Below are 25,288 nucleotides of genomic sequence, written 5' to 3' on the forward strand. Positions count from 1 at the left end.
GCGATCATCGTCGCCATCAACAACAAAATGCACAACTGCCAGGATCCAGGCAACTCGCACTTCACCCACCTGGAAGAAGTGCAGTTCACCTACCGCAAAATCACCTGGACTCACGAAGTATCCGGTACTTCGGGTTCCGATGACTGGCGTGCTCCAGTCGTTTAATTACGGCTGATGTTGTATTCGCCCCGGTCGGTATGGCTGATCGGGGTGGATTGACCTAAAGAATTCTTGCGTGCATCACTCTTGTTGACTGATGACCGACGCAGCATTGCGCGAGGAACAAGGGATGTTCTCACCGGCCAACCAGCCTCATTTCAATCTGACCATCGATGGCATCGACAGCGATTTCCAGGTGCTGTCATTCACCGGTCGGGAGGCACTCAACACACCCTTCGAGTTCGAACTGGAACTGGTCAGCGAAAAAGCGTCGATCAACCTCGAAAGCGTGCTGCATAAACTGGCGTTTCTTCAGTTGTCCCCGACCGGTACTGGCATTCATGGACTGGTCTACAGCATCGCTCAGGGCGAGGCCGGCAAACGCCTGACGCGCTACAAGATCTCCCTGCGCCCGCAACTGGCGTACCTCGCGCACCGAGTCAATCAGCGGATCTTCCAGCAGATGACCGTGCAGCAGATCATCAGCAAGGTGCTGGAAGAACACGGCATCCTCGCCAGCGATTATCACTTCCAGCTCAGTGCGATTTATCCCGAGCGCATCTACTGCGTGCAGTACGACGAGTCGGATCTGCATTTCATACAGCGCCTTTGCGAGGAAGAGGGTATTCACTACCACTTCCAGCACACGTCCAGCGGCCACAAACTCACCTTCGGCGATGACCAGACGGTGTTTCCGAAACTCACCCCCGTGGCCTATCAGCAGGACTCCGGGCTGGTCGCCGACACCCCGGTGGTCAAGCGCTTCGGTCTGCGCCTGGCTACCCGTACCAGCCGCACTACGCGGCGCGATTATGACTTCGTCAAACCGAAGATCGAGCTGGAAAGCGATGCCAAAAGCAGCGCTCAGCCGGACCTGGAAGATTACGATTATCCGGGCCGATTCGTTGACCGTGACCGCGGCAAACATCTGGCTAATCGCGCGCTGGAACGCCATCGCAGCGACTACCGTCTGGCCGAAGGTAGCAGCGACCAGCCAATTCTCGTCAGCGGGCATTTTCTAGCCCTGACCGAGCACGCCAACCCGACGTGGAACGACTTGTGGCTGCTCACTGAAATCTTCCACGAAGGCAAGCAGCCGCAAGTGCTGGAAGAGTCGGTGACTAGCGACACCACGGACAATAAGGACGATTTCCACCAGGGCTACCGCAACCGCTTCAGCGCGATCCCGTGGGATGTGCCGTACCGTCCGCCGCTCGATCACCCGAAACCGAAAGTCCTCGGCACCCAAAGTGCCGTGGTCTGCGGCCCGGAAGGTGAAGAGATCTACTGCGACCAGTACGGCCGGGTGAAGGTGCAGTTCTTCTGGGATCGCGAAGGCAAGCACGACGACATGACCAGTTGCTGGATGCGCGTCGCGTCGAGCTGGGCCGCCGAAACCTTCGGTTCGATCAATATTCCGCGAGTCGGCATGGAAGTCTTGATCACCTTCCTTGAAGGCGATCCCGACCAGCCGCTGATCACCGGCTGCTTGTACCACGGTGCGAATCTGCCGCCGTACAAACTGCCCGACTTCAAGACGCTGGCCACGGTCAAAAGCAAGGAATACAAGGGCAGTCGCGCCAACGAACTGCGGATCGACGACACCACCAGCGAGATCAGCATTGCGCTGCGCAGCGATCACGGCGCGAGTGCGATCAACCTCGGTTATCTGACTCATCCACGGCCGAGTGGTGGTCAGCCGCGTGGTGAAGGTTTCGAATTGCGCACTGACCGCCACGGCGCAGTACGTGCCGGTGCCGGTCTGCTGATCACCACCGAGCCACGTCCGAACGAATCGAAACATCACAAGGATCTGCCGGAAACCGCCGAACGCCTCGCCACCGCCAGCGACCAGCAGGACGGCTTCGCGGTGCAGGCCAAGGAATTGCAAGCGCAGGAAGCGGGCGATCAGGATGACGTGGCCAAGGCCTTGCACGCGCAGCATCAAGGCGTGCTCGGCAGCGGCCCGGCGAACATGACCGCCAATGAGTTCCCGGAATTCACTGAACCGCATCTGGTGCTGGCCAGTCCGGCAGGCATCGCTCTGACTACGCCACGATCCAGCCACATCGCCACCGGCGAACACCTGGCGCTGAGCAGCACCGGGCACACCAGCCTGTCGATCGGCAAACGTCTGCTGGCCAGTGCCAGTCGCGGCATGCGCCTGTTCGTTCAAAGCATGGGTTGGCGTCTGGTAGCCGCGTCCGGCGACATCGACGTGCGTGCGCTCAAGGACAGCATCAATCTGCTGGCCAAACTCAACATCACCGCCAATGCCGACCGCATCACCATCACCGCCAAGACCGAATTGGTGATCCAGGGTGGCGGCAGCGCCACGACCTACAACGCCGGCGGCATCACCCACGCCACCAGCGGCCCGTACACCGCCCACGCGGCGAACTTCGCCTACACCGGCGCGAAAAGTCTGGCCGGGGTATTCCCGGAACCACCAAAACCCGGCAAGGGCAACCTCGAACTGTTCAACCAATACGCCGGGCGTCAGGGCATCAAAGAGGGCGATTACGAAGTCATCGACGCCCTGGGCAAAAGCATCAAGGGCAAGCTCGACGCCAAGGGTTTCGCCAGCGTCTCTGGCGCCGCACCGGGGCCCGCGCGTGTGTTGTTCGGCAAGGATCCGGCAGACACCTGGAGCGACGGAAGCTACATCGGCAAGCCGGAATGGCCGTTGAATCCGCCAGGCGCGGAAGGCGTGCCGAGTCAGGTGCAAACCATGGTCGCGCAGGCATTGCCAACGAAGAACTGGGACATGCTGGAGAAGGGCAAGGGCATAGCTCAAACAGGGATGAGTGCGGTGCAGACGGCCCAAGGTGCGATGCAAACGGCGCAGCAGGTGAAAGGAGCAGTGCAGGGTGGTGTGGCCGGACTGCCGAAACTGGCGAGCGCGGCGATGCCGAGTGCTTCTAGTGTTCTGAGCCTGGCGAGCAAGACGGGCAAGTTGCCGACGCTGCCGGCGCCAACGCTTGCGAAACCTTCCTTGAAAACTCCGGGGTTGTTGGCGGGTGAGGTGTTGGTATGACGACTGAGAATGCTGTGAAACGGCAGCCTCAGGTTGCCATTGTTCCGCTCAACACGATCGACATCAAAGACGTCGGGCGCGGTGCCGCGAGATTTGACGCCTGGCTGAAATCCATCAGTGGTGGTGTAGTCACGCTGGATCGAATCAAAAACGTCGCGGGCGCTTTGCCTGTGGTGGGCAACATCATGGCGCTGGTCGATGCGCTGGGCGATATCGTCACGTTGTCCAAGAGCAAGCGACGCGAACTGTTGGATTGGGTCAGTCTGGGCATCAACCTCATCGGCGTATTACCCGCACCACCTACAATGGCATCGGCGCGGATGACCTTGCGTCCGACCTTGGCACTGGTGCGCCAAGAGCTGCGCAACAGCGCCAAGATGTTGCTGGGCGACTCGTTGATCGAAGTGCTGATCGGCCACTTGAACGCTACCATCGTTGGTACGATCGATGACTTCGTAAAAAAGGCTCAGCCTAAGTTAGCTGGCATTCTTGATGATGCCGGCACGCTCGGTAAAAACGCCGTAAACGAGATCGCTAAGGGTCTGGAAACCGTAGTCAACGGCAAACTCGACGCCAAAGGCGACCTCAATGCTGCAGGCGCCAAAATGAGTGCTGCCGGCGGACAATTACTGCATAACCCCAAGGCCGCCATCGGCAATATTTTTGGCGCGGCTTTCAGTGCCTATAAAGCTGTAGGTAAAGGTGCGGCCAATAGCGCCGCTAAGAATCTGCTGCCGCAAAGTGCCAAAGCTTTGGTGCTTAGTCACACGTCCACATTGCGTGCACTGGGCGCAGAGATGCAGACCCAATTAAAAAAACTGGGTAATCCAGGTGTGCAACATTCGATCGGTTGGCTCCTGCAGATGCTGGCGGGGTCTGTGGTGACCTGGCGCAAGCGTCGGTCACATGGACAGGGCGCCAGCGTCAAGCCGGCGGCGACCAGCAAGGCCCAGCACAGGGCGGGAGAGGGTCGTCTGGAGGCCACGAGTCGCCAAGCGCCGGCGACAGGTGCCGCCAACGGCAAGAAAAACGGCGCGTGCCCGACCACGTGCCACAGCATCAACTTTGCGATGGGCTCCGAGTCAGTAAGTCATACCGATTTCTCCCTGCCAGGCCCATTTCCTATCGAATGGGTGCGCACCTATAGTTCCCGGTTTGACGCTTTTGACGATAGCGAACTGGGGGCTCGGTGGGTGACAGAGTTCACTACCCGGTTTGACTGCAAGGATGATGGTCTAGTTTTTTTTGGAGCCGATGGTCGTAGCCTCGATTTCCCACTGCCCAAGGTAGGTCTCTTTCACTATGACGCCGTTGAAAATCTCACGCTGGTTCGCTCCGGTGAGGATCAACTGCTCGTCTGCTTCGGTTTTGAGCGCAAGGAAACTTATGTCCGTCGTGGTCGTTCCTACTGGCTGACGGACGTCAAAATGCGCAGTGGAGCAGGGCTGATGCTGCACTACGAGCATCGTCACGGGGATCTCTTAGTATTATCCGATCTGATTACCTACCAAGGTGACGTTACGCAAGTCCACCTACACGTCGGAACCTTGATAGACGATCAAGGACGACTGGCAGGCCTCTGGGAAATTCGTGACGGTGCTCCTGTTCGCCAATTGTGTAACTACCAATACGATATCCATGGCGACTTGGTCCAGGCACAAGATGAAAACGGTGCTGCCTGGAGTTATCAATATCAGCATCACCTCCTGACTCGATATACGGATCGCACCGGCCGCGGTTTGAATTTGGAGTGGGATGGTCAAACATCGCAAGCGAAGGCTGTGCGGGAGTGGGCTGATGACGGCAGTTTCGATACCCGTCTCGAGTGGGACGAAAACATCCGTCTGACTTACGTCACTGATGCTTATGGCAACGAGACTTGGCATTACTACGACATCAAGGGATATACCTACCGGATTCGTTATGCCGATGAACGTTCGGAGTGGTTCTTCCGCGATGATGCGAAGAACATCGTTCGTCACGTTCACACAGATGGCACCACCGACCAATACAGCTATGACGAGCGCGGTAATTTGCTCGAACATATCAGTCCGGATGGCAGTGTCGCTCACTACGCTTACGATGATCTCAACCAACTGATCAAGGTAAGTGATGCAGAAGGTGGTCAGTGGCAACGTGCTTACGATGATGCCGGCAATTTGGTGGAGTCCGTCGATCCGCTTGGGAATAAGACGGAGTATGCCTACGACAAAGCAGGTCAGTTAACCGCTATCAAGGACGCAATCGGCAACGAAAAAGCGCTTGAGTACAACGTTGCTGGTCAGGTTCTGAAATATACCGATTGCTCTGGCAAGACAAGCGAATGGGAATACAACGATCGCGGTCAGATGATTTGTTTTACCGACGCTGCAGGGCAAAGCACCGAGTATCAGTACAAAGCTGGACATATCGCCTTGATTACGCATCCAGATAAGGCCGAAGAGCGATTCGAGCGTGATGCCGAAGGGCGTCTGCTTGCTCATGTTGACGGTCTGGATCGCTGTACGACATGGAGCTATAACGCCGCCGGGTTAGTTGCCGAGCGAGTAGACGCCTGCGAGCAAACGCTTCGTTACCGTTGGGATCGGCTAGGCCGTCTTATAGCGCTGGAAAACGAAAACGAGCAGCGCACCCAATTTCACTATGATCCTGTCGGAAGGTTGCTTGAGGAAAAAGGATTCGATGGCGTTGCTACGCGCTATCAGTACGACTCTGAGAGCGGGCGTTTGGCGAGAGCCATCAGCGGTGAGCGCGTCATTTCGATGTCGTTTGACCCCATGGGACGGCTTGTCGAACGCCATGCGAGCTTGGGCAGTACGACTCAAAGTGAATCCTTTGCGTATGACGGTAACGGCAACATGGTTTTGGCCACGAATGACCAAAGCCGATTGCTGTGGTTCTATGATTTGGCCGGTAATCTGATCAGAGAGCATCAGCATTATCAGAGTCTGGATGCACCGCTCGTTGCAATCTGGAGGCACGAGTACGATCCCCTCAACCAGTGTGTCGCTACGACCCGCCCGGATGGTCACCGGGTGAGTTGGTTGACGTACGGCAGTGGGCATTTGCTTGCGTTAAAACTGGATGATCATGAGCTGGTCGGTTATGAGCGAGATGATCTACATCGTGAGGTCGTTCGTCATCAAGGCAATCGGCTGCGCCAGATTCAAAAGTGGGACCCGGCAGGTCGCCTGCAGGAGCAATTGCTAGGCCGAAGTGATGACAATTCCACTTTGTTGAAGCGCGAATACAAATACGATGCGGTCGGCCAGTTGACCGAGCTAAACGACACGCGTCGCGGACCGCTGACCTATCGTTACGATCCAGTCGGGCGACTGATCAGTGCAGCAAGCCGCCTCGGGGTTGAAAAATTCGCTTTCGATCCTGCCAGTAACCTGCTCGATGAGAAGGTGACAGAAGTACGCCGGCCTCTTGATCAGGCCCCAATACGTAGTCGGTTGGTAGACAATCTTCTACGTGAATACGTCGGCACCCATTACGAGTACGACGATCGTGGCAATCAGACGCTGCGTTGGCAGAATGGTCAACGCAGTCGATTGCAATGGGACCTGTTCGATAGGTTGGTTCATTTCGAGGATGATCGTCTCTCGGTCAAATACGCCTACGACGCCTTGGGTCGCCGGCTTTATAAGCATTCAACCGCCCATTATACAAATCGTCCTGAAGCAGGTTCCCACTGGAATAAAAATGAGCAGGAACGTATTCAGCGTTTGCTTGGCTGCGGCCTGACTTTGTACGGGTGGGACGGAGATAATCTTTCTTGGGAAAGCAGTCCTGCGCCCATCGATGGGGGGACTGGTCGGACTGTCCATTACGTTTATGAACCCGGCATGTTTGTTCCGGTGGCTCAAGCGCTCAGACACGCCTCGATTGATCTGTTAAGCCAGCCTGAATATGTCGGTGGCGAGAGTCTTGAAGATGACCCGCTTTGGAGTCATGTACCCAAAGCACAACCGTTTGATGCCTTGGCTTGGTATCAGTGTGACCATTTAGGCACACCACTAGAGCTTACCGATCAGGACGGTCAGGTCGCCTGGAGCGCTCAATACAAGGCGTGGGGACAGGCAAAAGAACAGACATCAGCCTCAGCAGTACGGCATGGGCTTAGCAATCCAATTCGTTTCCAAGGTCAGTACCACGATCACGAAACAGGCTTGCACTACAACCGATACAGGTACTACGACCCCCATGTAGGTCGCTTCATCTCAAAGGACCCGATAGGTCTGATGGGTGGCATAAACCTACATCAATACGCACCAAACCCAACCCAATGGGTGGACCCTTTAGGGCTGGTGAAGAAACCGCCATCCAAACGCGCCCTAAAAGACGGCGCTGGAGCATCGCCCAAAGATATCGCTGCGAGTAAGGTCGGCGGAGGCAGTCGAAAAGGGCAGGCAGCGTGTCGCAAAAAACTCATCGATAAAAGTAAACCGGTGGGCGTTTACAAGTGCTGGCGGTGTGGCCATTCCTCTAACAACCCTGATGACATGCACCTGGGGCACAAAAATGTGGCGACCTCAAATGGCGGCAACCTGGCCGATGTCAACGTAGAACTTGAGGGCGCTTCGTGTAACCTGAGTGCGGGAAATAGCGGTTACGTGAAAGAAGGGATGTCGTGTGTCGAACGTGGAAGTTGTGGAGCGCCATATGGACGATAAAGAATTGCCTGTACTGATTCAGGTGTTTGTATCAGATGACGGTGACCCTGTATTCGAGGAGCTCCCTGCAATTGCGATGGGGCAGGATACTTATGAGCTGTTGTCTTCACCTGGTCTGGCGTTGAATTTGGCTCGAGGTGATGTCATCTCGATAAAAAACAAAAACACGCACGCTGAAGTCCTCAAGCGCGGAGGGAATTTTTGTATTCATATCTACGCTGATTTCCTCCCCGAGGAGGTCATTGCCCAGCTCGAAACTGATGTCGGTAACGAACTCGGCGGAACGCTTGATGGCGTTTTCGAAGGCAATTTGTCATTGGCTGTGCCGTCGAGCAACGGGATGGACAGAATCAATGAGTTTTTTGATCGCCTCCGCGAGAAAACCGGCCTCGAATGGTATTACTCCAATGTCTACAAGAACATTGATGATGAAGAAGATGAAACGCTACTTAATTGGTGGCTGCAAAGCTGACTGACCTGACGGAAGCGATCTGGTGACGGCCACCGAAGCTTGGCTGACCAAGCTTCGACAAACACAAAAGGTCGGCCAGACCTGCTAAACGAAGTGTGAGGTCAAAGGGCGCGTGAAGATCGGCAGTGATTAGAACGCGCTGTATCGGCCAGCCAAAAAATATGAATGGGTGCGACCCTGTTTTCAACGCTTGACGGGCCGATACGAAATTAAGATTTAGTCAAAGGAGTGACACCATGAAAGATGTAATCCGCTTGGGCGACTCCACCACTCACGGTGGCAAGGTGCTCGAAGCCTTCTCTCAAACCGACGTTAACGGCAAGCCTATTGCTGGCGTCGGTCACAAGGTTAGCTGTCCGCTTTGCAAAGGGGTTTTCCCAATTGCCGAGGGCAGCAGCACCTACACCGTTGGTGGCACGCCCATCGCTCTGGACGGTATGAAAACTGCCTGTGGCGCCGCGCTTATTGCGAGCGGTCCGAAAGGCGCAGTGATCAGCTGATCGACCTGACTACATCTAGGTTTCATTGCTAACGAGCGGTGACGTGTAGTCGCACCCCTCAATGAATATGAGCCTCATGACATCCCTGAATTCCCGAGCCTGCTGGCTGGTAAGACGCTTCCATGACGACCAATACCGCTGTTGCAACCAAACGTGAACCACAAGTCGCCGTTGTTCCCCTGAATCTGATCATGGTGGAAGACGTGGGTCGCAGTGCGGCTCAATTCGATGCCTGGTTACGAGAAATCAGTGGCGATCTGGTGACATTGGAGCGCATCAAGACGGTCGCCGGCGCGCTACCTGTTGTCGGCAACATCATGGCGCTGGTCGATGCGCTGAACGATGTTGTGACGCTCTCGAACAGCCCAAGACAAGATCCTCTTAACTGGGTCAGTCTGGGGATCAATCTGATCGGTGTCTTGCCGATGCCGCCGAACATGGCGGCTGCCCGCATGAGCTTGCGTCCGACGCTTTTCCTTGTTCGTCAGGAGGTTGCCAAGGTCGGCAAATTGGTGCTGGGTGATGCGTTGATCAACGTGGTGATCGGACATTTGAACGCAGATATTGTGGGCGAAATCGATGACTTCGTTAAGCAGGCACAAGCCAAACTCAAGGAGTTGCTCAGTGATGCAGGGAAGTTGGGCGAAAAAATCCTCAACGAAATTGCCAGCGGCCTGGAAATGGTTGTAAACGGGCAGCTCGATGCCAAAGGCAGTTTGAAAGCAGCGAAGCAGATGGCGAGCGCTGCCAGCGATCAGTTGCTTCATGATCCCTTGAGAGCAATCAGCAATATCTTTGGCGCCACCGCGAACGTTTACAACGCGGCGGGCAAAGGCTTGGCTAACAGTGCGGCGGAACATCTCTTGCCGGAACAAGCCAAGAAAAAAATTCTTGCCCATACGGAATCGCTGCGCGCCATGGGGCCTGAACTATGTAAGCAGTTGAACAACTTGAGTGACCCGGCCGTCCAAAGCTCTATTGGCGCGCTGTTGGTGGTGCTGGCCAGCGCCGTTGCAGCGTGGCGTATGCGAAATACGCACGGGCAGGGCGGTAATGTCAAACCAGGCATGACCAGTCAGTCCCGACGCGTTGCCAGCGACGGCAAAGTTGAAGTTAGCCGGGGTGAGTCGAAGCCGAAGTCGCGCCCCAATGACGAAAAAAACGAAGTGTGTCCCGCGACCTGCAAGCGCATCAACTTTGCCATGGGGACAGAGACGTTTGATCACTCGGATTTCAGCTTGCCCGGCGCATTCCCCATTGATTGGACCCGCACGTATTGCTCAGACCTGAGCGCTTATGATTCGGGCATTTTGGGTGCGCGCTGGATCACCCCGTTCACCACTCGCATCGATGAGCAGGACGATGGGCTGGTGTTCTACGATGCCGACGGTCGAAGTCACACCTATCCGTTACCCAAGATTGGCCAGTTCCATTACGACGCGATTGAAAACATCACCTTGCTGCATGTCAGCGAGGGACAGTTGCTGCTATGTCGCGGGTTCGAGCGTAAGGAAACCTACAGCCGTCATGGGCAAAGTTACCTGCTGGTAGGTGTTGTGTTGCGCAGTGGTGCCGGAATCATGCTGCACCATGAGCATCGTCACGATGAGGTCCCCGTGTTGTCCGACCTGATTACCTATCAGGAAAATGACATCACCAAGGTACATCGACATCTCGGTACGCTGATTGATGCGCATGGCCGGTTGACCGGTCTTTGGGAGATCCGTGATGGGGCGCCACAACGTCAGCTGTGTGCTTATGAATATGATGTGCAGGGCGACCTGGTTCTCGCCCAGGATGAGAATGGGGCGGCTTGGTCGTATCAATATGAGCATCACCTGATCACGCGCTATACCGACCGAACCGGGCGCGGGATGAACTTGCATTGGCAGGGCGCCGGCGCCGATGCCAAGGCGGTGCGCGAGTGGGCCGATGACGGCAGTTTCGACACACGTCTGGAATGGGACGAGAACATTCGTCTGACGTATGTCACGGATGCTCACGGCAACGAGACGTGGCACTACTACGACAGCTTGGGCTACACGTATCGCATTCGTCACGCCGACGGTTTGTCGGAGTGGTTGTTCCGTGATGAGGCGAAAAACGTAGTCCGGCATGTGCATCCGGATGGGGCCACCGATCGCTATAGCTACGACGAGCGTGGCAATCGGCTTGAGCATATTCGCGCCGATAACAGCGTGGTGCACTTCGCCTATGACGACCACGACCAACTGATCAAAATCATGGACGCAGAGGGCGGGCTGTGGCTGCGCGCCTATGACGATGCCGGCAACCTGGTTGAAACGGTCGATCCGCTCGGCAACAAGACTGAGTACGCCTACGACAAAAAAGGTTTGCCGATTGCCATCAAGGATGCCAATGGCAATGAGAAGACCCTCGAATACAATGACGCGGGACAATTACTCAAATATGTCGATTGCTCAGGCAAGACAGGCGCATGGGAGTATGACGATCGCGGCTTGATGATCTGCGCAACCGACGCCGCAGGGCAGAGCACCGAGTACGAGTACAAGTCTGGGCAAGTAGCGCTCCTCAGGCACCCGGACAAAACAGAGGAGCGTTTTGAGCGCGATGCTGAGGGTAGGCTTCTGGCTCATGTCGACGGGTTGGATCGCTGTACAACCTGGAGCTACACGGCGGCGGGTTTCGTCGAAGAACGAGTGGATGCTGCCGAACAGACTTTACGGTATCGGTGGGATCGCCTGGGACGTTTGCAGGCGCTGGAGAACCAGAACGAGCGCTCGGCACAATTCCTCTATGATCCTGTCGGACGATTATTAACGGAAACAGGCTTTGACGGGCGCCTGACTCGCTATCAGTACGACATCTCTTCTGGACGACTTTCAACGGTCGCGACCGGTGACCGCGTTGTGAAGGTAGCGTACGACGAGATGGGGCGTGTGACGGAGCGTCTTGCGTCGCTTGGCGATCAGTCTCAGGCGGAGCGTTACGCCTATGACGGCAGGGGCAACATGATCCTTGCCAGTAACGCGGACAGCAAAGTGCAGTGGTTCCATGATCCTGCTGGCAATATGGTGCGCGAGCATCAGCATTATCTTGCTTTGGAGAAACCACTGGTTGCTGTCTGGCAGCACGAATACGACGTACTTAACCAACGCATGGCCACGATCCGTCCTGACGGTCATCGGGTCAGTTGGTTGACCTACGGCAGCGGTCATCTCTTGGCGTTGCGTCTGAACGAGCATGAGCTCCTTGGCTATGAGCGGGATGACATGCATCGCGAAGTGGCTCGGCACCAAGGCAATCGTCTGGTGCAGACGCAGAGGTGGGATCCGGCCGGACGCCTGCAAGAGCAACTGTTGGGTCGCAGTGACGACAAGTCGGTTTTGCTTAAGCGTGAGTACTCCTACGATGCTGCAGGACAGCTGAACGAAATCAACGATACGCGCCGTGGACAATTGTCCTACCGCTATGATCCGGTCAGCAGACTGCTAAGCGCAGTCAGTCGGATGGGTGTTGAAACGTTCGACTTTGACCCGGCAGGTAACCTGCTTGATGAGAAAGCAGCCGAGAGCCGGCGGCCTTTGGAGTTGACTCCACCACGCAGCAAGTTGGTCGATAACCTGTTGCGCGAGTACGCAGGTACTCACTACGAATACGATGAGCGCGGTAATCAGATCAAGCGTTGGCGCGATGGTGCCTTCAGCCAGATGCGTTGGGATCTGTTTGATCGGCTGGTGCATTTCGAGGATGCCAAGCTTTCGGTGGAATTTGTCTACGACGCTCTTGGGCGACGGTTGCTGAAGAATTCGCGAGTGCACTACAAGCAGCGGCCGGCAGCGGGCTCACTCTGGAATAGCGCAGAACACGCACGTTTGCAGCGGGAACATGGCTGTGGCTTCACCCTGTACGGTTGGGATGGCGATAACCTGGCTTGGGAAAGCCGCGCTGCACAACAGGATGGTGAAGCGGGGCGCACGATCCATTATGTATTTGAACCGGGAACGTTCATTCCTGTAGCTCAGGCGATGTCAAATCACTCCATCAATCTGATGGGGTTGCCTGATTATGACGAAGACTACAGCTTGGAGGATGATCCGCTCTGGAATCGTTCCGCGGTATCGCCCCCAATCGATGTATTGAATTGGTACCAATGCGATCACTTGGGCACGCCTTTGGAAATGACCGGTCAGAACGGTGACGTCGTATGGAGCGCTCAGTACAAGGCCTGGGGTGAGATACGGGAGGAACGGTCGCGTTGGGCGAAGCAGCAGGGCATTGCAAACCCTGTTCGATTCCAAGGGCAGTACCATGATCATGAGACGGGGCTGCATTACAACAGGCATCGCTACTACGACCCGTCAGTGGGACGTTTCATAAGTCAGGATCCTATTGGTTACGAAGGGGGGCTCAACCTTTACCAGTATGTACCTAACCCTATTGGGTGGACTGACCCGCGCGGGCTGGCTCGTCAAAAAGGAATTACGCCAAACAACAAAGGCACACGCACTACAATTGAGTCGGGTAATCTGCAAGCACCAGAAGTTGGATACAGCACGAAAGCAGGTGGGGAAGGTATTCAGCATCCTGTGGTTCAAGAACTCTATGAATCGATACCAGACGATCAACGTTCTCCTTTTATTCATGGACACTGCGGAGAAGCGGATGCGCTGAGTAAGATTGCCAAGGCAAACGATGTCAAATCTGTCGAAGCTTTGAGAGATATTACGAACGGTTCAACATCTACGACCGTAAGGAATGATGGTAAACAGTTGAAATTTTGCCGATCTTGCGCTCAAGTTATGGGTAAGCTCGGCGTATGTGATGGAGTTAAAGAATGAGCGATGAAAAAGAAATTGAAGAAATCGAAAATCTTGAGACGCGTCTCCTTGCCACCGGCGTATCCATTAATCAACTAGTGCGGTGTTACGCGGGTTTTTTGCTTCATCTGATTGAGGGGGGCGCTTTAAGTAGCATTTCTTCTGCAAAACTCGATCTTATGTCTAACTACCTGAGTAAAGCCGTAACCCCTGGCGTAGTTGAGTCTAGTCAGGAGCAAAGGAAGGTTTTTTTTGTCGAACTTTGGCCAATCGAAAGGCAATACAGAGAATCCGATCCGGTATTCGCGAATTTCGTACGATGTGTAATCTGTTGCTTCGGAAATGAGGAAGACTGGGAGCAGGATGATACTGGAGAGGCCACTCCTTTATGGTTTTTTCTTTTCTATATCAAGAAGGTATGTCCCGAAATAAAAAACAAATTTTTACAGTATTTCGAAGGTGCTGTTAGTGAGCGTAGATTATCTGAGTAGGTAGGCTTTAGCTGTCGGCAATTATTTGCGCGACAGTCGAAAGGTCCTTGCCACTGAAAACATTGGTCAACTAATACCCCCCACGAACGGCAGTTCTCGGCCAATTGCTGCCTGTCGCGAAGGGTAGCTATTGACTGGCTAATCTGCGCCCGATACATCGTTGCACAATGACATTCGCACGAGTTCAAAATACCTCCGTTCCGTCATGTATTTGCAATGAAATCATGCGGGTTTTGCGACGGAAATAGGACGTAACAGAGTGCTTCTAAACCCGGGGCGATTCACAGCTGTTTTAATGATGGAAAATTGATTTAAGGAAAATCGATGTCTGTGTTTTGTCAGATCATGGATAAATCTGAGAGTGGTGGTTGCGGGTGCAAGATCCCGTCCAGTGTGTTGACGAAGATCCTGTCGCTGTCTTCGCCTGTCTCGGCAGCTCACGCTGTGGCTCACGTCTGATGAGGTTGGTGACTTCAGGCTCGGCGTACCTGGACGTCGACGCCTATGCCTGTTGCATTGCGTACGCCGAGCTGTTGAGTCTCAAGGCGTTGACGCTCGGGCCGTCAGCAGCGCTCCGCTCAATGCCAGCATTTCCATACCGTGCTCGGATGGCAATCATCTCTGGACGATTATCTGCCGAGAGCGGGGGATGAGTTGGTGTTGGTGGACGTCTCCGACTATCACCATTTCGACCCGGTGGTGGTTCTTGAGCAGGTGGTGGAAATCATCGAACATCACCCAGACTTTGAAAACTATTGGGTGCAGAAGCTAGGATCTACCGCAGACATCTTGCCGATAGGCGCAGCGGCAACTCTGATTTTCCAGCGTTGGGAAGCGGCAGGGCTGTTGCCGTTGATCAGCAGAAAAAGTGCTGCGTTGTTGGCCACGGCGATTCTGGGCAATACCCTGAATTTCACAGGGCAGTTGACCACCCAATTGGATATCCGGGCTTATGAAGTCCTCGCACGGCGGGCGAAACTGGAAGCGGACTGGCCCGAGCGATATTTTCTAGAGTGTCAGGCCACTATCGAGTCCGACCTGACGGGTGCGTTGGCTGTTGATATGAAGCGGCTGAAGGTCGATCGCAACCTGCCGCAGGTTTTCGCGCAGATGGCGGTGTGGGATGTCAGCGCGTTGAGAGGTGCTGGCCAAGCGTCATGCGCTGTACCAGCAAGCCCGCAATCAACACCCACATCGCTGGTTAGGTGCGACGCACAATTGGCAGCACATCGGCACTGTCACACTCAATCCAGAAAGGGAGCAGAAGGCACTGAAAGTAGCGGCGTAAAATACGGCTGACGCGACAACTACCTTGCAAAGCGCTGATAGCGAGTGTAGAAAGAGCAGAAAGAGCAGAAAGAGCAGAAAGAGCAGAAAGTGTAGAACTATATTTAAAAATTAAATAGTGGATGGGGATGGTTATGGCTGAAGGGAATCAGGCTGTGGGGAAAGTGTGGGCTTTAATTGTTGATGGTAGTGACAGGCGCGAAAGTAATGATCGTCTTGTCTCCCCCCGTTTACTTGCCCGGCAGCTCGGTATGAGTGCTCTCTGTTACGCCGGTGTGTATAGGGTGGCGTATGCGTGAGTTCATAACATTCGATGCGGCGGAACCTGCTTTAGTTGCCCGTAGGCGCACCGCCCGTGCTTTGTGTTCCTCCATCAGCAGTAACCCTGATGATCGGGAGCCGCTTTATAAACTCCTGTTCGGGTCAGTGGGTGATGGATTTGAACAGTGGGGCAATTTCTTTTGTGAGTTTGGTTCGAACATAAACATTGGTGAAGGTGTTTTTATTAATGCCAATGGGGTGTTCCTCGATGCGTTTGAAATAAACATCGGGAACCGTGTTTTTATCGGGCCTCATGTCGGTATTTATACCTCTAACCACGCCAAGGATCTTGAGCAGCGGCGTCGTTATATAGAGTCGGGTGCACCTGTGGTCATTGAAGATGATGTCTGGATTGGTGGCGGCGCAACAATCTTGCCGGGCGTCACAGTGGGTAAGGGGTCAATTATCGGCGCGGGTGCTGTCGTGGCAAAGTCGGTCCCGCCACACAGTAAAGTGCTGGGCGCTGGTTCTCAGGTTTATCCGATCTAACTAATAGAAGGCTAAAAGGGATGTTTGTCTATCAGTCACGCGTGAAAGATCAAATTGTTGGTTCTGTTAAAGATGTCAGTGTTCATGCAGAGGGTGGCATCTACACGGATGCGATTTCGGGCATGTTTAACGTACCGTTCGGGTATTCGTGCGACCTCATCAAGCAGCATATTTCCAAGACGTTGACGGATCTGCCTTTCCACCCCAAGGATCATTTCTATTCGTCCGAGCTATTTGAAACTTCAGAGCTGCTGCTCAAACGCGCCAAGATGGAAGATGGCGGCTTGCTGTATGTCAACAGCGGCTCGGAAGCCATCGAGTCGTCAATTGCAATGGCCCTGGAATATCACCAGCGCAAAGGCAATACGTTCAAGAAGAAAGTGATCTGCCGCAAGCACTCCTATCACGGCGCCACCTTGGGGGCCCATAGTATTACCGGCAGGAACGATTTCAAGGACCTGCGTTGCAGCGGTTACGACACCATTCGGATCAATCCGCCATTCCCTGTCGTTCACGAAGGTCTGGCGTTGGAAATGCACAGCGTGGCGGATGTGGAGAATATTATTCTTCACTATGGTGCGGAGCAGATCGCGTGCATTATTTTCGAGCCGGTCAACCATTTGAAAGGGATGCGGCAAACTCCCCGTGAGTACCTGATCGGTATTCGTGAACTGTGCGACCGTTACGATATTGTGATGATTACCGATGAAATCGTTACCGGCGCCTCTCGAACCGGAGAGTTCTTGAATACCCATCAGTTTGGGGTTTCTGCCGATATCGTCGCGCTCGGGAAAGGCATCAGCGGTGGTTATTACCCGGCATCCGCCATGGTGACATCCCATAAAATCGCCTCGGTGTTTGACAAGCCAGAGCCGTGGATCCCGTTTTCCTATTCGCATACCTATGCAAGCAACCCGGTTTCGATCGCGGCCATCAATGCGTCGATGCGCGTGCTGGAACAGATAGAGGCCGCAGGGCAGTTACAAAAACTCATTACAAAGACCCAGGCGCTGTGTCAGGAAATCGCCGGTAACGAGCGTATCGCCCGAGTTGAATCCCACGGCTTGCTGATCGGCATAACCCTGGACTCAAGCCTTGGGGAGCAGGCAGGCAAGAAATTGGGTGGGCTGTGTTTTGAAAGGAAGTTGATTATCCGAGGTGAGGAAGATTGGGCTTGCCTTGCGCCCGCCTACATCATGTCAGAAGAAACGCTAAGTGACGTGTTCGAGGTGTTGAATGAATCAATTAATCAGTTATGACCTCGAGCCAGTTGCCAGCCTGTTGGAGCCGTTATATGGCATTCGTCAAAGCGTGCATAAACGGAAGGCGTACCTGACGGCCGATGAGTATGTGCGTGCCAATGAGGAAGTTGAAGTCGGTATTGCCGAGTCGTCGAAGTGCCAGACGATCAACGAACTGTCGGTAGCCATCGCCAGACAATTTACGCCTTTCTATTCAGACGTAAGGGTGGGCCTGGAGCGGATTCATGAAATTGCCGGTTACGGAACCCTGGCATCTTGCCTGTCGTCACTGAACATTGCCGAGGCACTGTTTGCATTAGAACTCTGCAATGCGGCAGGGGTGGCCAATCAGGATCTGGTGATTGGCAGGGGGCATATTGCGCCATTGTTTTATGCTTATCGTCATGTGCTCAACGGTATGCCTTTGGCTTTTTTGGCTGCGGTTCACGACAAGGTGCCGGCCGTTGTCAATAAACACTACGGTTTTGCCTACAGCATGCGGCATAGCCTGGGCGAGGGAGTGGGAATTGCGTTGGGGCGGGCAAATGCCAATCGTGACGCACGCGTTATCTGTGTGGCGGGTGACGGTGAATTGAACGAAGGGGTGTCTTTCGAGGCGATTCGCCTGATTGGCGAACTTGAGGTCAAGAACCTGACGTTGATAGTGGACAACAATGGCAGAGGGATTGACCCACTTCCCGGGAGGTTGAAGCCGGAGTATTTGTCCGCCTACTTTTCTGATGTTTATGAAGTGGATGGACACGACACCCAGGCGATCAGTGAACACATTCGCCAGGCAGAGAAGGACCATCGGTCGACCGCGATCATCTGTCATACCGAAAAAGGCGTTCACTCCTTCAAACGCGCCAGCCATCAGAGTTTGATGACGTCAACGGACGATCAGCAGAAGAATGATCTCAGGAAAGCTTCCAGTTGCAGTCGGACGGCCGACATTATCGAAGAGGTTCGGTCAGGCGCACCTGTCCATGTATTCACCGCGGATCTGGCCGCCCGGTTTGGCCTGAAGCCATTGTCCGGTTATTGCAACACCGGCCTTGCCGAGTCAGCGTTGCTGACCTGCGCGATGGGGTGCCCGGATGACGAACTAAAGTTTGTCCTGACCGATGACAAGTATTACCTCAACGCGATAGATGTACTGCACTCTGCTTTGATTGCCTGTCGAAATTTGCATGTCATTGGCGCTCGGAAAAACGGTGTGTGGGGCGGCGCTACGTATGCCTCTACCGTATTCAGCTTGCTCACGGAAGAAACCGTATACGAACTGACAGACCCTCTCGATCTGTTGGCCTGTATTCATCGGCAAAAAGCACAGGGTGGAAACGGCCTGTACTTAATGTACGACCAGCCCATGGAAAGAGTGTGTGCCCTGAGGGAGAAGTACCGGAAGCTGTCTGAAGATATCTATATTTTTCAGTCCGAGTTTGCTGCAGGCCCATTGATAGTGTCATCGGAGTCGATGGCGTACGAAGCCTTTCAGGTCGCCACGACAAAAAGATGCACGCATATCCGGTTTCTGTCCGTTCGGCCGGATCTTGAGTTGGTTAAAGAGATGCTGAGCCAATGTGGCGAAATTATTGTCGTAGAACATAACAGTGGTCGCTTCAACTTGGCTGAATACATTGAGTCCAGTTTGCTGGTTCGAGTTCGCAAGGTTTTCGGTGATGCCTATGAGTGGCCAACCATCGAGACTTTCCAGGCAAATGTTGCATCTCGAGTACTGAGCGCATTGGTGGCTGACCCGCCGTGCGCATTAGTTAATTAGACTTCACACATTTAAATGCAGTTTCAACTATTTATTGGTTTTCTGAACCCTGTACAGGGTTCGGCAGGCTTTCTATGGATTCAGGAGCAGTGGTTTATGACGCAGGGAAATAAAGCGCAAGGCAAGTTGTCCGGTAAAACCATGATCGTCGTGGGCGGTGCCAGAGGCATCGGCGCCGCGATTGTTGAAGTACTGGCCAAAGAAGATGTTCATGTCTACATCTTTGATACCGACCGGACACCCAATGCAATCAACCACTATCAAACTCAGGATGTCAGTGGTTATCAGGCGGCTCGCACGCTGGCGGCGGATCTTGTGGAGCAAGGGTTTTCGGTAAAGGCCATTGCGGTCGACGCAACGTCTGAAGCCCAGGTCATAGAAGCCGTAGGTGGCGTTGTCCATGAGTCAGAGCACTTTTACGGCCTGGTCAACGCCATTGGCAGCAGCCATCTGATCAACACGGTTGAATCATCGCTGAGCGAGTTTGACGCGATCGTGCAAACCAACCTTACAGCACCTTACCTGACGTCGCGTGAAGCTGCCCGCGCACTGATCCAGAGAGGCAAGGGCGGCGCGATCCTGAACATCAGTTCCATTGCCGCAAAAGTCGCCTTTCCTGGAATATCTTCCTACTGCGCCGCGAAAGCCGGGTTGCAGGGCTTCTCTGGCGCCTTGGCGCTGGAGTTGGCCACTCACAATATCCGGGTCAACTGCGTTTGCCCCGGCATCGTCAAAACCAATATGTGGAAGTACCTGGAGAACCGCCTCATCGCGCCCGACGAATCGCTAGATGACTTGTGGGCTCGCATGGAGGGTCTGATCCCGTTGGGTCGTACACAGACAGCAGAAAACATTGCCCGGTTCTGTCTGGCGGTCCTTGAGAACGAAGACATCACGGCTCAATCCCTGTCGGTCGATGGCGGAATGAATCTGTATGGATGACACCGTTGGCAACACGCCTCTTTTGCGGGAAAACCCGAACACCGTACTGAGGATCAGTGATCGTGTGTTCGGTGCCGAGCACTGCGTGCAGCTCCGTTATGTAGCGCCGGTTCTGAAAATGCGAAGCGGACCCTGTAGCGATTCGTTCAATATTCCAGGGCTTCATACGGCGGACAGCTTGGGCACTTTGCTCACGTCCGTGACGGGAGAATTTGCCCTTGGGGCTGACATCAAGTTGTTCAGCCTGGCCAAGTTTGATGCCGCAGGGCTCTTTCTTGAAGTCGGGCTGCACAAGCTGAAGTTCGGTGTTGAAGAGTACGGCAGCAACAAGAAGATCGTATCGGTGCATTCATCGCCCTATAGCGATGAAGTCAATGGCATTGAGGTAAACGATGAGCCTGTGCGGCTGTTCGTTTCGCGAAGTGGGGATGTGTTCTCGTGTTATCTGAGTGGCGCTGAGGGTGCCGTGGTTTTTCATCGAGCGTTCTATGTGAGCAACTGCCCGGATGAAGTCCGCGTCGGGTTTAGTGTGCAGTCGCCCTTTTCCGAGGGAGCGGTCGGGGAGTTTTCCCGGATTGAAATATCCTCACAGTCCATGGGACTCATCAGAGAGTGAGCAGGTATGACGAGCAAAGACACCTGGTTGATAGTTTCTGATTTTGACGAGACGTTTATGCCGGTCTTGTCGTCTCGAGAGGCGGATGCCGGGATAGAAAAACTGGAATGCTGTTTGAATCAATTGAAACGCAAGCACCACCTGTTATTTGGCTGGGCCACGGGAAACAGTCAAGCGGTGGTCCTGGACAAGATGAAGAGCTACCCCGGATTTCCCTGGAACTTTGCACTTACCAGTCTGGGAACTGAGTTGTACTGGAATCACGCGGACAGTGTTCTGGAGGATGAGGGTTGGCCGTTGCAAGGCGCTGGAACGTTTCCCGAGCGGGTCATAAGGCTGAGCGCCCTGTTCGAGCGAGAGGGTATTGAGTTGACGTTGCAGTCGGAGGCTTTCCAGCAAAAACGCATTCGGGGTTATTACTTGAAGGCCGATGGCAATGAAGCGATCGCCATCGAGCACATCCATAGACTCTGTTTGCAAGTTGGCCTTGAGGCCTCAATTACGTACGCCAGTGCCGCCGCCGGCGACCCTGAGAATGTCTACGATGTAGCAATCATGCACCCGGGGTGCGGAAAGAAGCAGGGGGTCGATTTCATCGTCAAGAAACATGAGATTTCTCCCGCTAGGATAATCTCCTTCGGGGACAGTTGTAATGACATCGAGATGTTGAAGGCCTGTTCACATGGTTACCTGGTGGGCAACGCTTCGCAGGAGGCCAGGCAGGCGTTTGATCGTATTGTTGAGGGTTTCTATTGTCATGGCATCGTTGATGGTCTTCAACGGCATTTTTGAAATGGGATAGGCATCTACATGGACAGTACAGTGCACACGGAACACCACAGTGATAAGCAGATCTTTGATATCTACTTTGGGTTTATCAATACCTACACCTTGTTTTTTGCGGATGAAGTAAAACTGTTTGATCTGCTTGAAGGCAAAGCGCTGAGGCTGTGTGAAATCGGCTCGGCATTGGAACTGGCACCTCGGGCCGCACAGGCGCTTGTGGCTATGTGCACCAGCCAGGGGCTGCTTGAGAAGAGTGGGGGGGGGTATGGCCTGACTTCTTTGGCGCAAGCGTTCCTGACCCGAAAGTCGGAGACCTCGTTCAGTGGGGTTCTGCAATCCGCACGCCACAAAGAAGATGCGTTCTCTTATGCATTCTTCAAAGAGTCGATGCTCAGTGGAGAGTCCGGGTTGTTCGGTGAGACTGATCTGTTTGAGAACAATGCGCAGGACCAGTTACACAGCGAAATTTTCACCAAGGCGATGCACAGTAAAAGCAAAGGACCGGCTCGGGCCTGGTCGGGTCGGATTGATCTGTCCGCGTATACCTGTCTTCTGGATGTGGGCGGTGGTTCGGGTGTTCACTCTATTTGTGCGCTGGAGAAATGGCCTGAACTGAGTGCCGTGATCTTTGATCTTCCCTATGTGTGCGATATTGCCGATACCTACGTCGAGCAATACCGGATGACGGGGCGTATCACAACCCATAAAGGAGACATCTGGGCGTCTGAGTATCCAGCCGCCGATGTGCATCTTTACAGTGATATCTTTCATGATTGGCCGCTGGACAAGTGCCTGTTCCTGGCCAAAAAAAGTTTTGATGCACTGCCCAGTGGCGGCCGTATCATTCTTCATGAGATGTTTTTTAATAAAGACAAGACCGGCCCACATAATGTCGCGGCTTATAACGCGAACATGTTGCTTTGGACCCAGGGTCAGCAATTGTCAGAGACCGAGATAAGGGAGCTGCTGACGGTGGCCGGTTTTCGCGATATTACAGTTTCCCGCACGCAATACGGTGACTGGAGCCTGGCAACCGGAATCAAGTATTAAGGTTGCTGACAACCAATGCCCTGTCAGGGCGTTGTGATTGCACAGTGTGAACTCAAGGTCCGGGGCATTGGCCCCGGACTTCACTCGTGTCTTCTTGCGGGAGATTAACGTGATTCCAGTACGTTACCGTATTCTTTGTATTTACTCCGGCATGCTGGCGCTGACCCAGTATGAGTGGATGCGCTTTGCGCCTATCACGGATCAGGTGTCCACCCAGTACGGTATTACTTATGGGAAAGTCGGTTCATTGTCTTTGGCTGTGACGGCACTTGCATTACCGCTGGCAATTCCCAGCGGTGGCCTGATTGACCGGATATCGGTGCAAACAGCGTTGCGTATGACAGCCGTTGCCATGTTTTTGGCGGCATTGATCCGGGTGTTACAACCCCATTATGAATACCTGCTTGCCGGCCAACTGTTGTTCGGGTTTGTTCAACCGTTGACCATGTCGCTGCTCGTCAAGTTGATGATCACCTGGTTTTCTGCCGATGAACATGTGCGGGTCACGACGCTGTTCAGTATGGTGATTTTCCTGGGTATAGGCTCCGCGTTCATGATTGTCCCGTTGACGGAGGAGGGGAACATCAGCAGTTCGTTGTTGATTGACGTCGCGATCCTGGGGCTGATTGCGCTATTGACCTTCATTTATGTCCCGCGAGATGGCCCTCTCGTGCAAACAACGTCCGTTCCGGCCAAACCCGGCGGCCGTTTACTGGCGGAGGGTGTCGATTTATTGCGCACGGCTCCGTTCACGGCTGTTTTGCTGATGATTTTTTTAACCAACGGCTATTTCTCCGCCATTACGACATGGCTGGAGCCGATCCTGTCACGTCAGGGGATCGATGCCCAGGTTTCAGGATTTATCGTTGTTCTGATGTTGGTCGGTGGTATCGCGGGTATGACGTTCATGCCTTTACTGGTTCGTAGCGGTGCAACCGTGGGGGGCATTCTGTCCGGGGTTTCATTGTTGGCAGGGGGCGGCACGGTGCTGCTTTTCACCTCTGGTTCCCCTTGGGTATTGAGTCTGGCAGGGCTCGTGATCGGTGCCGCGCTGTTATCTCCGCTGCCTCTTCTGCTGCAACTGATAGCCGACACTGCCGGACTGTCCAGGTCTGGGACTGCGACCTCAATTTTCTGGTTAGTCGGCAATATTGGCGCCACGATAATGATCGCGACATTGGGGTTTATCGCCGACCGCGGTGACTGGGGAATGGCAGCGGTATTGCTGTGTCTGGTTCTGGTCGTCCAGATAACGATTTCTCTCATGGGCTTTCGAATGGTCGGCGCTCGCACCACCTGAAAGCGAGCAGTCGAGGAGCATTGCTTTGAATTAATGGGAAACATCAGTATTCGCGCCTCGCCTCCCTAGCGTGTGGGTGCTGGCGTCGAATTGACCCAGTTGCCGATGGCACGCTAACCCAGCACCAATCGGGAAAATCCAGCACTGGTAATGGGTTCATAGGGTGGAAGCTTGGGTCACCAACTTTTCAGCAACTGGGTCAATACTATGCTGGCGGCAACAGGCCCCAGTTTCAGAAAGCCTCTCAGGCCTCAAGGAGGTCTATCAAGATACTGTGAGAATATCCGCTTGTGGCCCAGACCGTGTAAAAACGTTTTTGAGCGCGTCAGGTACTCAAAACCGGACTGGAAATCGCGTTTCTACGCCAAATCCACATCTCTGACGTGCCGATAAATTTCAGATTTAACGTAGACGCGCACACTTCAATTTTGGCGAAGCGTTTTTACACACTCTGGGCCGAAAGCTGCCAGTGGGAAGTTATCGTGATGAATATTTACGGTCGCAGGAGTTCTGGAGTTCGAATCTCTCCTTCACCGCCATATTCTGTAAACGCAAACCCCTGATTTTCCTAGAGAAAGTCGGGGGTTTGTGGTTTTTGGCGTCTGAAAAAAGGCCATATGGGACTGAGATGGGACTGGGGCGCTATTTTGGTGCGGAAGATGGGGCTATGAGTGCGTATCTCGGTCCCTCACTGCGGCCGCATGAGCTAGGCTGTGCAAACCCCTCATTTCCAGGATGGATCGCATGCCTGATAACTCAGCCTCCAACATCGCCACTGCTGATGCGCTGACATTGCTTCTGCACAACCAGCATGCCCTCGGTGCAGCTATCGAAGAGATCACCCATTGGATCTCAGGGACTGGCGCAGACGATGTTGCCGACAACGCCGTCGTGGCCCTGGAAACACTAGACACAAATGCACGAGCATTAACAGATGCGATCCTGCGAATACGGCAGTTTTAGGGAGTCGCTCCATTAGGCACCATGAAGGCTTGGCACAACATGGAAGGCTATATTCGGTTCGACCGTTTTATCGATTTGGAAACATCCCTCGAGCAACTTCTTGCTCAGATTCAAGGGGCGCCGATGACGGCAACCTCTTGGAAGTGGGCGCTCATCGCTGCTCATTCTGCGCTACAGGGTGCTGTATGCATTGCGCTTAGAGGAAGCGCAGGTTTTGATACGTGGAAGCCGAAGCACCTCAAAAAGTGGTTAGAGGCATATGAAAACAACGAGGATTGTAGTGGTCAACTAATCCCGGACACGACGTTAAGTTTTTCTTCGGCCCGAGCTGGCGCCAGCCCACCGTTAAATTGATGGGGTCGAACCCAGT

General features: G+C 54.0%; 16 protein-coding genes and 2 pseudogenes. All 18 read left to right on the forward strand.

Going from position 1 to position 25,288, the window contains the following annotated elements; translation table 11 throughout:
- Nucleotides 1-165, forward strand: a pseudogene (locus tag ACIQVE_RS25910) (type VI secretion system tube protein Hcp); the annotation flags it as partial.
- Between the two features lie 124 nt (nucleotides 166-289).
- Nucleotides 290-3,196, forward strand: coding sequence for a type VI secretion system tip protein VgrG (locus ACIQVE_RS25915; protein ID WP_402814009.1), 2,907 nt, complete (start codon nucleotides 290-292; stop codon nucleotides 3,194-3,196).
- Complete coding sequence (locus ACIQVE_RS25920; protein WP_402813965.1) at nucleotides 3,193-7,875, forward strand: RHS repeat-associated core domain-containing protein; 4,683 nt, start codon at nucleotides 3,193-3,195, stop codon at nucleotides 7,873-7,875. The genes ACIQVE_RS25915 and ACIQVE_RS25920 overlap by 4 nt, the downstream gene beginning before the upstream one ends.
- Nucleotides 7,865-8,347, forward strand: a complete 483-nt coding sequence (locus ACIQVE_RS25925) for a DUF4265 domain-containing protein (RefSeq protein WP_402813968.1) — start codon at nucleotides 7,865-7,867, stop codon at nucleotides 8,345-8,347. Before ACIQVE_RS25920 ends, ACIQVE_RS25925 begins: the two co-directional genes overlap by 11 nt.
- Before the next feature lie 236 nt (nucleotides 8,348-8,583).
- A complete protein-coding gene (locus ACIQVE_RS25930) occupies nucleotides 8,584-8,847 on the forward strand; it encodes a PAAR domain-containing protein (protein ID WP_402813971.1) in 264 nt (87 codons plus the stop codon).
- Between the two features lie 122 nt (nucleotides 8,848-8,969).
- Nucleotides 8,970-13,670: an RHS repeat-associated core domain-containing protein gene (locus tag ACIQVE_RS25935; RefSeq protein WP_402813974.1), complete on the forward strand. Its 4,701-nt coding sequence runs from the start codon at nucleotides 8,970-8,972 to the stop codon at nucleotides 13,668-13,670.
- Nucleotides 13,667-14,140 (forward strand): hypothetical protein, encoded by a 474-nt coding sequence (locus ACIQVE_RS25940; protein ID WP_402813977.1) that lies wholly within the window; start codon nucleotides 13,667-13,669, stop codon nucleotides 14,138-14,140. The genes ACIQVE_RS25935 and ACIQVE_RS25940 overlap by 4 nt, the downstream gene beginning before the upstream one ends.
- A gap of 458 nt (nucleotides 14,141-14,598) precedes the next feature.
- Nucleotides 14,599-15,277 (forward strand): annotated as a pseudogene (locus ACIQVE_RS25945) (DHH family protein); the annotation flags it as partial.
- Between the two features lie 441 nt (nucleotides 15,278-15,718).
- Entirely contained in the window at nucleotides 15,719-16,237 is a 519-nt protein-coding gene (locus ACIQVE_RS25950; protein WP_402813980.1) for a sugar O-acetyltransferase, read from the forward strand.
- 20 nt (nucleotides 16,238-16,257) lie between these two features.
- Nucleotides 16,258-17,496 carry an aminotransferase class III-fold pyridoxal phosphate-dependent enzyme gene (locus ACIQVE_RS25955; protein ID WP_402813983.1) on the forward strand — a complete coding sequence of 413 codons (1,239 nt, stop codon included), beginning with the start codon at nucleotides 16,258-16,260 and terminating at the stop codon, nucleotides 17,494-17,496.
- Nucleotides 17,474-19,261 (forward strand): 1-deoxy-D-xylulose-5-phosphate synthase N-terminal domain-containing protein, encoded by a 1,788-nt coding sequence (locus ACIQVE_RS25960; RefSeq protein ID WP_402813986.1) that lies wholly within the window; start codon nucleotides 17,474-17,476, stop codon nucleotides 19,259-19,261. Before ACIQVE_RS25955 ends, ACIQVE_RS25960 begins: the two co-directional genes overlap by 23 nt.
- A gap of 96 nt (nucleotides 19,262-19,357) precedes the next feature.
- Nucleotides 19,358-20,203 carry an SDR family NAD(P)-dependent oxidoreductase gene (locus ACIQVE_RS25965; protein ID WP_402813989.1) on the forward strand — a complete coding sequence of 282 codons (846 nt, stop codon included), beginning with the start codon at nucleotides 19,358-19,360 and terminating at the stop codon, nucleotides 20,201-20,203.
- Entirely contained in the window at nucleotides 20,196-20,819 is a 624-nt protein-coding gene (locus ACIQVE_RS25970) for a DUF1349 domain-containing protein (RefSeq protein WP_402813992.1), read from the forward strand. Before ACIQVE_RS25965 ends, ACIQVE_RS25970 begins: the two co-directional genes overlap by 8 nt.
- Nucleotides 20,820-20,825: 6 nt before the next feature.
- Nucleotides 20,826-21,611: an HAD-IIB family hydrolase gene (locus ACIQVE_RS25975; protein WP_402813995.1), complete on the forward strand. Its 786-nt coding sequence runs from the start codon at nucleotides 20,826-20,828 to the stop codon at nucleotides 21,609-21,611.
- An 18-nt stretch (nucleotides 21,612-21,629) separates the two neighbouring features.
- Nucleotides 21,630-22,655 (forward strand): methyltransferase, encoded by a 1,026-nt coding sequence (locus ACIQVE_RS25980; RefSeq protein ID WP_402813998.1) that lies wholly within the window; start codon nucleotides 21,630-21,632, stop codon nucleotides 22,653-22,655.
- A 109-nt stretch (nucleotides 22,656-22,764) separates the two neighbouring features.
- The gene (locus ACIQVE_RS25985) at nucleotides 22,765-23,955 is read left to right on the forward strand and encodes an MFS transporter (RefSeq protein WP_402814001.1); all 1,191 of its coding nucleotides are present in this window, start codon (nucleotides 22,765-22,767) and stop codon (nucleotides 23,953-23,955) included.
- 744 nt (nucleotides 23,956-24,699) lie between these two features.
- Entirely contained in the window at nucleotides 24,700-24,918 is a 219-nt protein-coding gene (locus ACIQVE_RS25990; protein WP_402814004.1) for a hypothetical protein, read from the forward strand.
- A gap of 39 nt (nucleotides 24,919-24,957) precedes the next feature.
- On the forward strand, nucleotides 24,958-25,272 hold the full coding sequence (locus ACIQVE_RS25995; protein WP_402814006.1) for a hypothetical protein: 315 nt from the start codon (nucleotides 24,958-24,960) through the stop codon (nucleotides 25,270-25,272).
- Nucleotides 25,273-25,288 lie beyond the last annotated feature (16 nt).

Origin of the sequence: Pseudomonas sp. NPDC098747, assembly GCF_044760045.1 — a bacterium.
Classification (GTDB): Bacteria; Pseudomonadota; Gammaproteobacteria; order Pseudomonadales; family Pseudomonadaceae; genus Aquipseudomonas.

Excerpts from the sequence above, each read along its gene's own strand:
- ACIQVE_RS25980 (WP_402813998.1), top strand. The coding sequence starts at position 21,630 with ATGGACAGTACAGTGCACACGGAACACCACAGTGATAAGCAGATCTTT.
- ACIQVE_RS25930 (WP_402813971.1), top strand. The coding sequence starts at position 8,584 with ATGAAAGATGTAATCCGCTTGGGCGACTCCACCACTCACGGTGGCAAG.
- ACIQVE_RS25990 (WP_402814004.1), top strand. The coding sequence starts at position 24,700 with ATGCCTGATAACTCAGCCTCCAACATCGCCACTGCTGATGCGCTGACA.
- ACIQVE_RS25975 (WP_402813995.1), top strand. The coding sequence starts at position 20,826 with ATGACGAGCAAAGACACCTGGTTGATAGTTTCTGATTTTGACGAGACG.
- ACIQVE_RS25915 (WP_402814009.1), top strand. The coding sequence starts at position 290 with ATGTTCTCACCGGCCAACCAGCCTCATTTCAATCTGACCATCGATGGC.
- ACIQVE_RS25940 (WP_402813977.1), top strand. The coding sequence starts at position 13,667 with ATGAGCGATGAAAAAGAAATTGAAGAAATCGAAAATCTTGAGACGCGT.
- ACIQVE_RS25950 (WP_402813980.1), top strand. The coding sequence starts at position 15,719 with ATGCGTGAGTTCATAACATTCGATGCGGCGGAACCTGCTTTAGTTGCC.
- ACIQVE_RS25960 (WP_402813986.1), top strand. The coding sequence starts at position 17,474 with ATGAATCAATTAATCAGTTATGACCTCGAGCCAGTTGCCAGCCTGTTG.
- ACIQVE_RS25955 (WP_402813983.1), top strand. The coding sequence starts at position 16,258 with ATGTTTGTCTATCAGTCACGCGTGAAAGATCAAATTGTTGGTTCTGTT.
- ACIQVE_RS25965 (WP_402813989.1), top strand. The coding sequence starts at position 19,358 with ATGACGCAGGGAAATAAAGCGCAAGGCAAGTTGTCCGGTAAAACCATG.
- ACIQVE_RS25920 (WP_402813965.1), top strand. The coding sequence starts at position 3,193 with ATGACGACTGAGAATGCTGTGAAACGGCAGCCTCAGGTTGCCATTGTT.
- ACIQVE_RS25995 (WP_402814006.1), top strand. The coding sequence starts at position 24,958 with ATGGAAGGCTATATTCGGTTCGACCGTTTTATCGATTTGGAAACATCC.
- ACIQVE_RS25935 (WP_402813974.1), top strand. The coding sequence starts at position 8,970 with ATGACGACCAATACCGCTGTTGCAACCAAACGTGAACCACAAGTCGCC.
- ACIQVE_RS25925 (WP_402813968.1), top strand. The coding sequence starts at position 7,865 with ATGGACGATAAAGAATTGCCTGTACTGATTCAGGTGTTTGTATCAGAT.
- ACIQVE_RS25970 (WP_402813992.1), top strand. The coding sequence starts at position 20,196 with ATGGATGACACCGTTGGCAACACGCCTCTTTTGCGGGAAAACCCGAAC.